The organism is Amycolatopsis kentuckyensis (genome assembly GCF_002155975.1).
Taxonomy (GTDB): Bacteria; Actinomycetota; Actinomycetes; order Mycobacteriales; family Pseudonocardiaceae; genus Amycolatopsis; species Amycolatopsis kentuckyensis.
The window spans coordinates 1-11396 of sequence record NZ_MUMI01000107.1 but is presented as its reverse complement, the minus strand read 5'-3'; the positions used below and the strand labels follow the sequence as shown (position 1 = coordinate 11396).

Annotated in this window: 14 protein-coding genes; 5 read left to right on the top strand and 9 right to left on the bottom strand. The window is 71.8% G+C overall.

What is annotated here, in order from left to right; genetic code table 11:
• A partial coding sequence (locus CCN39_RS11930) for a metallophosphoesterase (RefSeq protein ID WP_086841280.1) occupies positions 1–729 on the bottom strand: 729 nt, incomplete at its 3' end.
• Positions 726–1352 (bottom strand): GntR family transcriptional regulator, encoded by a 627-nt coding sequence (locus CCN39_RS11925; protein ID WP_086841279.1) that lies wholly within the window; start codon positions 1350–1352, stop codon positions 726–728. The genes CCN39_RS11930 and CCN39_RS11925, both read right to left, overlap by 4 nt.
• A gap of 46 nt (positions 1353–1398) precedes the next feature.
• On the opposite strand from CCN39_RS11925, the gene CCN39_RS11920 reads away from it, so the two are divergent.
• Positions 1399–2568, top strand: coding sequence for an aminotransferase class V-fold PLP-dependent enzyme (locus CCN39_RS11920; protein ID WP_086841277.1), 1170 nt, complete (start codon positions 1399–1401; stop codon positions 2566–2568).
• On the opposite strand, the gene CCN39_RS11915 is transcribed toward CCN39_RS11920, so the two are convergent.
• The gene (locus CCN39_RS11915) at positions 2565–3509 is read right to left on the bottom strand and encodes an SDR family NAD(P)-dependent oxidoreductase (RefSeq protein WP_086841275.1); all 945 of its coding nucleotides are present in this window, start codon (positions 3507–3509) and stop codon (positions 2565–2567) included. The genes CCN39_RS11920 and CCN39_RS11915 overlap by 4 nt on opposite strands.
• Positions 3510–3549: 40 nt before the next feature.
• A complete protein-coding gene (locus CCN39_RS11910; protein ID WP_086841273.1) occupies positions 3550–4692 on the bottom strand; it encodes an acyl-CoA dehydrogenase family protein in 1143 nt (380 codons plus the stop codon).
• A gap of 61 nt (positions 4693–4753) precedes the next feature.
• Between CCN39_RS11910 and CCN39_RS11905 the strand changes: the two genes are divergently transcribed.
• Positions 4754–5170 carry a cupin domain-containing protein gene (locus CCN39_RS11905; RefSeq protein ID WP_086841271.1) on the top strand — a complete coding sequence of 139 codons (417 nt, stop codon included), beginning with the start codon at positions 4754–4756 and terminating at the stop codon, positions 5168–5170.
• Here CCN39_RS11905 and CCN39_RS11900 read toward each other — a convergent pair.
• Positions 5167–5631, bottom strand: coding sequence for a MarR family winged helix-turn-helix transcriptional regulator (locus tag CCN39_RS11900; protein WP_086841269.1), 465 nt, complete (start codon positions 5629–5631; stop codon positions 5167–5169). The genes CCN39_RS11905 and CCN39_RS11900 overlap by 4 nt on opposite strands.
• A 125-nt stretch (positions 5632–5756) precedes the next feature.
• Between CCN39_RS11900 and CCN39_RS11895 the strand changes: the two genes are divergently transcribed.
• On the top strand, positions 5757–6251 hold the full coding sequence (locus tag CCN39_RS11895) for a carboxymuconolactone decarboxylase family protein (RefSeq protein WP_167455042.1): 495 nt from the start codon (positions 5757–5759) through the stop codon (positions 6249–6251).
• A gap of 42 nt (positions 6252–6293) precedes the next feature.
• Here the strand turns inward: CCN39_RS11895 and CCN39_RS11890 are convergent, their stop codons facing one another.
• Together CCN39_RS11890 and CCN39_RS11885 are read right to left on the bottom strand one after the other, a co-directional pair.
• On the bottom strand, positions 6294–7115 hold the full coding sequence (locus tag CCN39_RS11890) for a hypothetical protein (RefSeq protein WP_244210740.1): 822 nt from the start codon (positions 7113–7115) through the stop codon (positions 6294–6296).
• 207 nt (positions 7116–7322) lie between these two features.
• A complete protein-coding gene (locus CCN39_RS11885) occupies positions 7323–7904 on the bottom strand; it encodes a short chain dehydrogenase (RefSeq protein ID WP_086841264.1) in 582 nt (193 codons plus the stop codon).
• A gap of 122 nt (positions 7905–8026) precedes the next feature.
• Between CCN39_RS11885 and CCN39_RS11880 the strand changes: the two genes are divergently transcribed.
• Complete coding sequence (locus CCN39_RS11880) at positions 8027–9472, top strand: MFS transporter (protein WP_086841261.1); 1446 nt, start codon at positions 8027–8029, stop codon at positions 9470–9472.
• 225 nt (positions 9473–9697) lie between these two features.
• Here the strand turns inward: CCN39_RS11880 and CCN39_RS51670 are convergent, their stop codons facing one another.
• Positions 9698–9892 (bottom strand): class I SAM-dependent methyltransferase, encoded by a 195-nt coding sequence (locus CCN39_RS51670; protein ID WP_244210738.1) that lies wholly within the window; start codon positions 9890–9892, stop codon positions 9698–9700.
• A 124-nt stretch (positions 9893–10016) separates the two neighbouring features.
• Between CCN39_RS51670 and CCN39_RS11870 the strand changes: the two genes are divergently transcribed.
• Entirely contained in the window at positions 10017–10421 is a 405-nt protein-coding gene (locus CCN39_RS11870) for a hypothetical protein (protein ID WP_086841259.1), read from the top strand.
• 433 nt (positions 10422–10854) lie between these two features.
• On the opposite strand, the gene CCN39_RS11865 is transcribed toward CCN39_RS11870, so the two are convergent.
• Positions 10855–11396: tetratricopeptide repeat protein (locus CCN39_RS11865; protein ID WP_143264018.1), on the bottom strand; the 542-nt coding region annotated here is incomplete at its 5' end.

Below are 11396 nucleotides of genomic sequence, written 5' to 3'. Positions count from 1 at the left end.
CACCCGGCCGTCGTCGTGGAGGACGTGCAGCAGCAGGGCCGGCGGGCGGTCGTACTCGAGCGGGCCGCCCTCGTCCCAGCCGCGGTCCGCGCCCGGCTCGACCGGGAGCAGCGAGCCCGACACCACGCCGGGCGCGATGCGCAGCGGGACACCGGCGAACGTCGTCGACGCACCCGTGTGCACGTGCCCGGCCAGCAGGGCCTTCACCCGCGGGTGGCGGGCGAGCACCGCGGCCAGCCGGTCTTCGCCGGACTGGCGGATCGCGTCCACCAGCGGCACGCCGACCTCGACCGGCGGGTGGTGGAACGCGACGAACGCCGGGCCGTCGCCGCCGGCGAGGACGCCGTCGAGCCACGCCAGGGTCTCGTCGGCGAGGAAACCCGCGCCGCGGCCCGGGATCGTCGAGTCGCACAGCGCGAACAGCACGCCGCCGATCTCCCGGGCGAGGTCGATCGGGGCGTCGGACGCCGGGAGGTCGAGCAAGCCCGTGCGGAAGGCCGCGCGCACGTCGTGGTTGCCCGGGCACATCAGCACCGGCGCCGGGTGCTTCAGCAGCTCGGCCGCCCGCGCGTACTCCTCGGGCGTGCCGTGGTCGGCGATGTCGCCGGTGACGACGACCGCGTCGACCGGCTGCGCCAGCCCGCCGAGGTAGCCCAGCACGGCGGCGACGCGGTCTTCCGCGCGCGAACCGCCGTCGAGGTGCAGGTCGCTCAGGTGCGCGATGATCATCTGCCGTCCTTCCCCAGGTACGCCAAGGCCTTGACCCAGTTGGCGACGAGCACCGAGGACGCGGCGGCCAGGTCGCCGTCGCGCAGGGCCGCGGCGATGCGGCGGTGCTCGCCGATGCTCTCCCCGGCGTGGTCGTGCCGGGCGAAGTACGCCGACTCGTAGCGCTTGAGCAGCGGCTTCGTCTGCTCGATCAGCCGCAGCAGGTGCGGGTTCGGGCAGCGGGACAGCAGCAGCGCGTGCCAGCGATCGTCCAATGCGGACAGATCACCGCCGTCGGCGAGCGCCATTTCGTCGGCGACGGCGTCGAGCGCGTCCGGCAGCCCGGCCAGCTCCAGCGGCGACGTCCAGCGCAGCGCGAGGGCTTCGAGCTCGGCCACCAGCGGGTAGAGCCGGCGCGCCTCGTCCGGGTCGAACGGCGGCACGAGGAAGCCCCGGCCGGGCGCGGAGACCAGCAGGCCGCGGTCGGCCAGCCCGATCAGCGCCTCCCGCAGCGGCGTCCGGCTGACGCCCAGCTCGCGGGCCAGGTGCACCTCGTTGACGCGGGCGCCGGCCGCGAGCCGCCGGTCGAGCACGCGCGCGGTGATCTGCTCGATGAGGTCGCTGCGCAACGGGGTGCGGGCCATGCCGGGCAGTATTGCATACAATAGCTATCTACTGTATTCAGTTCGTATGAGCTTCGACGTCGAACGCGCGCGCCGCGAAACCCCGGGCTGCGCCGAAGTGGTCCACTTCAACAACGCGGGCGCGGCGCTGCCCCCGGCCGTCGTGACCGACACCGTCGTCGAGTACCTGCGCCACGAAGCGCTGGTCGGCGGCTACGAAGCGGCCGCCGAAGCCGCGGATCGCCTGGACGCGGTGTACGCGTCGGTGGCCCGCCTGCTCGGCGCCGGCACCGACGACGTCGCGCTCACCGACAACGCGACCCGCTCCTGGCAGGCGGTGTTCTACGCGCTGCCGTTCGGCCCCGGCGACCGGATCCTGACCTCACGGGCGGAGTACGCCAGCAACGCCATCGCGTTCCTGCAGGTCGCCGCGCGCACCGGCGCGGTCGTCGAGGTGATCGGCGACGACGAATCCGGGCAGCTGGACGTCGAAGAGCTGCGGCGGCGCGTCGACGGCGACGTCAAGCTGATCGCCGTCAGCCACGTGCCCACCCAGGGCGGCCTGGTGAACCCGGCCGAGGAGATCGGCGAGGTCGCCGAAGCGGCCGGCATCCCGTTCCTGCTGGACGCCTGTCAGTCGGCGGGCCAGCTCGACCTCGACGTCACGCGCCTGAAGTGCGACGCACTGTCGGGGACCGGCCGCAAGTACCTGCGCGGCCCGCGCGGCACCGGCTTCCTGTACGTGCACCCGCGGCTGCGCGAGCGGCTGGAGCCGGCGATGCTCGACCTGCACTCGGCGAGCTGGGAATCGCCGACGGAGTACGTCGTCGACCCGACGGCCAAGCGCTTCGAGGTGTGGGAACGCGACTTCGCCGCGGTGTGCGGCCTCGGCGCGGCCATCGACTACGCCCTCGACTGGGGCTTGCCGGCGATCGAGTCGCGCGTCACTTCGCTGGCCGCCACGCTCCGGAGCCGGCTGGGCGAAGCCGGCGCGCGGGTGCACGACGCCGGGGCGCGGAAGTGCGGCCTGGTCACGTTCAGCCTGGACGGCACCCCGGCCACGGAGGTCAAGGCGCGGCTGGCTGAGGCGAACATCAACACGTCGCTGTCGACGCGCACCTCGGCGCAGTACGACTTCACCGCGCGGGCGTTGCCGGACCTGGTCCGGGCGTCGGTGCACTACTACAACACCGAGGACGAAATCGATCTGCTGGTGCGGGAAGTCGAGAAGCTCTAGAAGGCGTTCACGCCGGTCAGCTCGGCGGACACCGTCCAGAGTCGTTCGGCGAGCACGGGGTCGATCGCGTAGTCCTTGACGCCCGACCGCACGCCTTCGACGGCGGGCTCGGCGATGTCGCAGTCCTCGAGGTAGACGCCGCCGAGGCCGTCGAGCTGCGGCGACGTCGCGGCCCAGACCTGGGTCGCGGCGCCCTGCTCCGGCGTCTTGACCTCGCCCGTCACCCGCCCGTCCGCGTCGACCATGCCCGCGGCCACCAGCTCGGCGCGGTCGAGGTGGCGCACCAGGTCGGTCAGGATCCGGCCCGGGTGCAGGGCGAACGCGCGGACACCCCGCTCGCGGGCCAGTTCGTCGAGGTGCACGGCGAACAGCACGTTCGCCGTCTTCGCCTGGCCGTAGGCGAGCCACTTGTCGTAGCCCCGCGCGAAGTCCAGGTCGTCGAAGCGCACCGGGCCGTAGTGGTGACCGCGCGAGGACACCGAGACCACGCGGGCTCCGGCGGTGAACGCCGGCCAGAGACGGTTCACCAGCGCGAAGTGCCCGAGGTGGTTGGTGGCGAACTGCGCCTCCCAGCCCGGTCCGACGCGGGTCTCCGGTACCGCCATGATCCCGGCGCTGCCGATGAAGACGTCGACGCCGCGTCCCGAGGCCAGGAATCGCTCGGCGAACGCGCGGACGCTCCCGAGGTCGCCGAGGTCGAGTTCGCCGATCTCGACGTTTTCGAGGCCCCGTAACGCTTCTTCGGCCGTGCCGGGCCGCCGGGCCGGGACGACGACGTGCGCGCCCGCGTCCGCCAGTGCCCGCGTCGTCTCCAGGCCGAGACCGGAGTAGCCGCCGGTGACGACGGCGAGCTTGCCGGTCAGGTCGAGGCCGGCGACGACCTCGGCCGCCGTGGTGGTGGCGCCGAACCCGGAGCCGATCTTGTGCTGTGCGGTGGTCATGCCTCCGACGCTATGACCTGGAGCGGACTCCAGCGCAAGTTCAGCCCTTGAGCAGCTGCCGCGCGATCACGAGCTTCTGGATTTCGCTGGTCCCTTCGTAAATCCGGAACAGCCGCGCGTCGCGGTAGATCCGCTCGACGGTCACCCCGCGGACGTACCCCGTCCCGCCGTGCACCTGCACCGCCCGGTCGGCGACCCGGCCGAGCATCTCGGTGCAGAACAGCTTCGCCGACGACGGCCCGAGTTTGCGGTCCTCGCCCGAGTCGTACTTCGCCGCGGCTTCGTGGACCATCGCGCGGCCCGCCGCGAGCTCGGCGTGGGATTCCGCCAGCAGCGCCTGCACCAGCTGGTACTCGCCGATCACCCGGCCGCCCTGGCGCGCGGTCCGGGCGTACTCGACGGCTTCGGCGAGCGCCCGCTCGGCCAGGCCGACGCACAGCGCCGCGATGTGCAGGCGGCCGCGGGCCAGCGACGCCATCGCGATGCCGAACCCCTTGCCCTCCTCGCCGACCAGCGCGTCGGCGGACAGCTCGACGTCGTCGAAGACCACTTCCGACGTCCACGCGCCGGCTTGGCCCATCTTCGCGTCGTGCGGGCCGACGGTGACGCCGGGCGCGCCCGCGGGCACCAGGAACGCGGAAATGCCGTGGCTGCCGGTGCTTTCGGGGTCGGTGCGCGCGAAGGTGACGAACACTTCGGCGAGCGGCGCGTTGGTGATGAACCGCTTGGTGCCCGACAGCCGGTAGCGGTCGCCGTCGCGGAGGGCGCGGCTGGTCAGGCCGCCCGGGTCCGAGCCGGCCTCGGCTTCGGTGAGCGCGAACGACGCGATCGCCTGGCCCGCGGCCAGCCGCGGCAGCCAGCGGGTGCGCTGGTCCGGCGTCCCGTGGTGCACGATGGCCTGGCCGGCGATGCCGTTGTTGGTGCCGAAGAGGGACCGGAAGGCCGGCGTCGTCCAGCCGAGCTCGATCGCCAGCCGGACGTCCTCGGCCATGCCGAGCCCGAGCCCGAGCCCGCCGTACTCCTCCGGCAACGCCCAGCCGAACAACCCGAGCCCGGCGGCCTTTTCCCGGATTTCGGCGGGGATTTCGTCGCGCCGGTCGATCTCCGCCTCGCGCGGCACGACCTCCTTGCGCACGAACTCCCGCACCGCGCCGAGGACCTGTTCGAAAACGTCCGCGTCCATGGGCGCACGCTACCCGGAACACTGCCCCCAAGGGCACGCCCGGACGCGGTAGCTTGGGCCGATGCGCAAGCCGATCACCGTAGTCATGGCCGCCCTCGCCGCGACCCTGGTGCTGCCCGCCACCGCCTCCGCGACGCCCGGCAGCGGCGTCGCCGGCACGATCCTGGCCCAGAAGACCATCGGCCACACGGATTACACGCTCCGGGAGATCACCATCCAGCCGGGCGGCTACACGGGCTGGCACTTCCACGACGGCACGCTCTACGCGTACGTCAAGGCGGGGACGTTGACGCACAACCTGGCCGACTGCAGCATCGACGGCATCTTCGGCGCCGGCCGCGCGTTCACCGAGAAGCCGGACCAGGTGCACATCGGCCGCAACCTCGGGTCGACGCCGCTGGTGCTGGAGGTCCTGTACGTGCTCCCGGCGGGCAGCCCGCTTTCGGAGGACGCCCCGAACCCGGGCTGCGGTTTCTAGCCCGACAACCACCCGGCGGCGTCCAGCCGGTACGCCGCCGGGCCGACGACCGCGCGCAAGTCGTTCTCCAGCGCGGCGATTCTCTCCGCGCCCACCACGCGCACCCAGTCCGCGCGCAGCTCGTCGAAGATCTCCGCCGACTTGCGGAGTGCGTCGACGCCGTGCGGGGTCAGCCGGACGATCTTGCGGCGTGCGTCCGCCGGGTCGTCCGCGCGCTCGGCGTACCCGAGGGCCTCGAGCCGCTCGACCGTCTTGCCCGCCGCCTGCTTGGACACGCCCAGGCGGCGGCCGATCTCCGAGGCCGTCGCCCCCTGCACGCCGACGGCCTGCATCGCGAAGCCGTACGCCGGGCGCACGTCCGGGTGGCCGCGCCGGGCGAGCTCGGCGTGCAGGCGGTCGATGAGCGTGCGGAACCCACCGAACAGCAGGAAGGGCAGCTCGTAGCCCGGCGTGTCGGTCATCGGGCCTTGCCAAACTCGACAACCTGGTTTACGGTTTCGACAACCACGTTGACGATCCTACCCTGGGAGACGCCTTGTTCGCCGATCACACCGCGGAGTCTGCACCGCCCGCCGCCCGTCCCGCGATGACGGCCACCGCGAAGAAGTTCGGCCGCGTGCCGTCCGCCGTCGCGCGGCTGGCGACCTCACCGGAACTGCTCAACGGATTCCTGAAGCTCAGCGCGATCTTCGAGGCCACCACCCTGACGGCACTGGAACGCGAGGTGCTGATCATGACCGTGGCCGCGCGCAACGAGTGCCACCTCTGCGTGGCCATGCACACGGCCACGCTGACCCGCTTGGCCGCGTCGCCGGAGCTGGTGGCGGCGCTGCGGGCGGAGTCCCCGCTCCCCGACCCACGGCTGGAGGCGCTGCGCGTCTTCATCCACACGGTCATGGACACGCGGGGCGAGGCCCCGGCCGAAGCGCTGGAAATGTTCACCGGGGCCGGTTACACGCAGCGGAACGCCTTGGAGGTGGTGCTGGGAATCGGGACGTACACGCTGTCGACGTACGCGAACCGGCTCACCCGCGCCCCGCTCGACGAGGCCTTCGCCGAGCACGCCTGGCACGCGGCTTAGGGCCGTGGGGCCGCCTCGTACGGCGGCCCCACGGCCGGGAACTCAGCCCTTCACCAGGGTGACGACGGTGGTGTCGTCGACCGAGACGTTGGTGTTGTAGTTCGGGTCGAGCGCGGTCGCCTTGGTGACGACCTCGGCCTTGCCCTTCTGGAACGGCGTGGTGCCCACCGGCACCACGGTCGCCGTCCACGGCGCCGCCGTGCCCGGCGTGCACGCGACCTGCGCCGAGTAGGTGCCGCGGATGATGACGTTGTGCTTGACCTGCGTCGCCGCCCCGCTCAAGGTGACCTTGGCCGGGCCGGTGCACTCGACGGTGCCGTGCAGGTACGCGTTGCCGTTGAGCGTGCTCGCGGTGCCGTCCGTGGCCACCTTCAGCCCGATCGCGAGCTCCGGCGGCGCCGGCGGGTTCGCGATGTGCACCTCACCGCGCAGGGCGGCCTTGTCGCCCTCGCAGTGCTGCTCGTAGGTGGCGTCGAGCGTCTGGACGTACCCGTGCGGCCCGAAAACGACGTTCTGGACGGCGAACGTCCCGGCCAGGGTGTTGCAACCCCGGCCGTTGCCGCTCAGGTCCAGCCCCGGCGCGTTCGCCCCCTGGAACGGGTAGCGGGTCGCCCCGTCGTAGGTGCCGGCGGTCAGGCCGGTACCGCTGGGTGCGGCCAGGTCGAGCGTCCACCAGTCGCCGTTGAAGGCGCTGACGCTCACGCCGATGTGATTGCGGTCCTCGGACGCGTTGACCGTGAGCCGGTCCTTCGCGTCCGTGGAGTAGGCGTAAGTACCGCCCCCGCTGATGTAGTCGCCCTCGTCACCGCTGAACGACAGCGATCCGGAGGCGACGGCCTGCGCTTGCGCCGGCGCAGTCCCCACGAGCAAAGCGAACGCGGGTACCGCGACGACGGCGACGGCTCGCTTCAAAAACCCTGAAACCTTCACAGGTTCCCCCACAGGTGAGTTGGTCACTTGCCGATCTTCCTGTCGGCCACGTCCGATCACCCGTTACGCCCGAGCGGCGATTTTTGCTTTTCGCGCAACAAGATAGGGGTTCCACGCGCGGATCTTGACAAAAGATGCCGGTCAGCGGGGCACCACGGTGCGGCCGGTCGCCTCGCCTTCGACGAGGGAACGGTAGGCCTCGGCGACGACGGCCACCGGCGTCCCGCGGCGGCCGTCCGCACCCATCGCTTCGAGGGTTTCGCTGATCCAGCCGGGGCTGACGACGTTGATCCGCGGCCCCTTCGGCAGCTCGGCGGCGGCCGACCGGACGAAGCCCTCGAGACCGGCGTTGACGAGCGCGCCGAGCCCGCTGCCCGGGATCGGCTCGGTGAACGTCCCCCCGGTGAGCGTGATCGACCCCGCGGCGGGCAGGCGCTCCGCCGCGCGCCGGGCGAGCGCGACCTGGCCGAGCAGCTTGGCGCGCAGGTCGCCGAGCACCTGCTCGTCGGTCAGCCCGGCGAGCGGCCGCAGCGGGACGTTGGCGGCGCAGCACACGACGGCGTCCGCGGCGGTCTCGAACAGCGCGTCGAGCGAGGCGGGGTCGTTCAGGTCCGCGGCGAGCGGGGACGTCCGCGAGACGGGCACGATCTCGTGGCGCGCCTCGAGGGCGGCGGCGACGGCTCGCCCGACGAGCCCGGTGGCGCCCAGCAGGAGGATCTTCACCCTTCGACGCTAGCCACCCCGGCAACCGCGATTCGACGGCCGCGAAAACTTTCCGCGCCCGTGTCCGGTCCCCCGCCACGGCTCCGACCTCCTGGCAACGGACCACGGAAAAAGGAGCGGACATGGAGAAGCCGGCCGGACGGCGGGAGTGGCTGGGACTGGCGGTGCTCGTGCTGCCCACCCTGCTCGTCGCGATGGACATGACGTCGCTGTTCCTGGCGTTGCCGCAGCTCAGCGCGGATCTCGGCGCGAGCGGCACCGAACAGTTGTGGATCACCGACAGCTACGGCTTCGTCGTCGCCGGGTTCGTCATCACCATGGGCACGCTCGGCGACCGGATCGGGCGACGGCGGCTGCTGCTCGCCGGCGGCGCCGCCTTCGGGCTCCTGTCGATCGTCGCCGCGTTTTCGACGAGCCCGCTGATGCTGATCGTCGTGCGCGGGGCCCTCGGGGTGGCCGGGGCGACGCTGATGCCGTCGACGCTCGCCCTGATCACGAACATGTTCCGCGACGAGAAGCAGCGCGGCAAGGCCATCTCGATCTGGGCCACCTGCCAGTTCGCGGGCGGCGCGGCCGGCCCGGTGTTCGCCGGTTTCCTGCTCCAGCACTTCTCCTGGGGCTCGGTGTTCCTGGTCGCCGTCCCGGCGGTGGCCGTCCTGATCGCCGCCGGCCCGTTCCTGCTGCCGGAGTTCCGCGCGCCGGCGTCCGGGCGGCTGGACCTGCCCGGGGTGGCGCTCTCGCTGGCCGCGGTGCTGCTGATCGTGTTCGGCCTCAAGCAGCTGGCCACCGGCTCGCCGGTCCTGCCGGTCGCGGCGATCGTCGCCGGGACGCTGCTGGGCGCCGTTTTCGCCCGCCGTCAGCTGACGACGGCGTCGCCGCTGCTGGACCTGCGGCTGTTCCGGAACCGCCCGTTCACCGCGGTGCTGGTGGCGCTGGTGTTCGCCGGCGTGGCGATGGCCGGTGTCGGCCTGCTGGTGACGCAGTACCTGCAGAGTGTCCTCGGTCACTCCCCGCTCGTCTCGGCGCTGCTGTTCGCCCCGATGGGCCTCGGCGTGGCGGCGGGCACGATGACGGCGCCGGCGCTGACCCGGTTCGTCACCCCGGGCACGGCGATCGCGGGCGGCCTGGTCGTGTCGGCGGCGGGCAGCCTCCTGCTGGCGGTCACCGACGGCCTGGCGCTGGTGGTGGTGGGCATCACGGTGCTGACGCTGGGCACGGGCCCGCTGTTCGCGCTGGGCATCGGCCTGGTGGTGGGTGCGGTCCCGCCGGAGCGCGCGGGCTCGGCGGCCTCGATGGCCGACACGGGCAACTACCTGGGCGGCTCGCTGGGCATGGCCCTGATCGGCCTGACGGCGGCGGCGGTGTACCACGGCGCGTTCCCGGCGGGCACGACCCTGGCGGTCGACGTCACCCGCCCGGAGGTGGCCGAGCAGGCGAAGGAAGCGTTCACGACGGCGCTGAACGTGACCGGCGTAATCGCGGCGGTGCTGTTCGCGGGCCTGGCGCTGCTGGTGACGACGATGCGGCGCACCCAGGCCGCCGTCGCGGAACCGGCCATGGCGGAGTGAGCAGTCCGCCAGGAAGTGCCGATCACCAGCGCCGGCGCGCCCGCGTTGACCGCGCGGGCCGCTTCGGGCACCAGGCTCCACGGCCACAGCTCCCACGGTTTGGCCGTGCCTGCCGGATCCGCCGGGGCGGGTGGGTCGCCGTCCGGCAAGAGCGGTTCGTCGCAGGCGACGCACGTGCAGTCCCGCCGCGAGCGCGGCACGCAGGTAGTCCCCGATCGGGTGGCGCTAGCCACTCAGCCGCCCCGGCCGGCCGTCAAGGCCGCGCACGGGCGGAACCGCGCCCTGCGCCGCCCGGTCGGGGTGCATGTCGGCGAGCACGAGGTGCCCGCCGGGCCGCAGCACCCGGGCGAACTCCGCCAGCGCCGGGACGTGGGTCAGCGCCAGGCCGCACACGACCAGATCGGCCCCCGTGTCGGCCACCGCGTGGCCTTCGGGTGAACCACCGAATCACGGCCGAAAGGCTCAACCGACAGCGCCGGCCGGGCGTGGAGGGAGCGGCCGATCGCCTCGACCGGCCGACGCAACCGCAGGGGAAGGAACCTTCATGCGCATCCTCCGATCACTCGTGGCCACCGCCGCAGTCGCCGGAGCCCTCTTGGGCGCGACCGCCACGGCCGAAGCGGCGTCCACGACGAGCTGGCGGATCGAATACGGCGCGAGTGTGACAGCGGGCACCATCTCGTGGACCGACGGGCGGTCGGCCTCCGTCAACGGCAACGTCCACGCGGTCAGCGGCTACCGGGAGACCTGCGTCTGGGGCGTCAACGGCGGTACCACCACCGACGTCGCCTGCTACGGCGCCAATCCCGGGAAGGACCACGCGTTCTACCACGGGCTGACCATCGACAAGGTCGGCGGCGTGCAGCTCATCCACATCAGCTTCTACGACGCGTACAACCACAAGCTGGGGCAGCGCGGCTGCACCCGCAACGGCTGCGTCGTCGAGTAACCCCCGCGGCGGGGCCCCCGGAGATCACGGGGGCCCTGTTTCCACTGGTGGGCGCAGCAGGGTTCGAACCTGCGACCGCTCGGGTGTAAGTCAGGTGGTTCACCTCGCCGACCTGCGGATTCGACGTTCATTGGGGTCCGCACTCGCCACGTCGAGCCACGTCAGTTCAGGGTCGTTCAACCTCATTGATGTCGCGAACTGATGTCACCGACGTCCTCTCTCGGACTGAGCGCAGCCTCCGGAGGGCAGTACGCTCCGAGGTGCGGACCGGGCCCCTGACCTGCGCGGATATCGGTTCCGTGATCAGTCGCCGGAGGCGTCTGGGAGCGCATTGGGAACGACCTGGCCCACGTGTGCACCCATGGTCGCTTCGGGTGTCCAATTGATCACATATTGTCTAATGCTTGGCGTCGACATGTCCGGGTGTGGAGCACTATGACTCTTCGCGGCGTCCTTGCAGCCACTCAAGTACGTCTAACGACTGTTCCAAATAGTTGCCGTGCACTGCACGTTGCCGAGTGAGCCGTCGCCGGATGTCAATGGCTTCGTTGATCGCGGCCAAGCCCTCTTCGTATCGACCGAGGTCACCGAGCCGGATCGCGAAGTTGTTGAGGCTCGTGGCGAGGTCGGGCAGGTAGACGTCGGGGCGTTGTTCGGCCAGTTGGCGTCGAATGTCGAGGGCTTCGTTGATCGCGGCCAGGGCCTCTTCGTGTTGGCCGAGGTTGGCGAGCTGCACGGCGAGGTTGTTGAGGTTCGTGGCGAGGTTGGGCAGGTAGGCGTCGGGGCGTTGCACGGCCAGTTGGCGTCGGATGTCGAGGGCTTCGTTGATCGCGGCCAAGGCGTCTTCGTGTCGGCCGAGGGGAGCGAGCTGCACGGCGAGGTTGTTGAGGCTCTTGGCGAAGTCGGGCAGGTAGGCGTCGGGGCGTTGTTCGGCCAGTTGGCGGTAGGCATCGAGGGCTTCGTTGATCGCGGCCA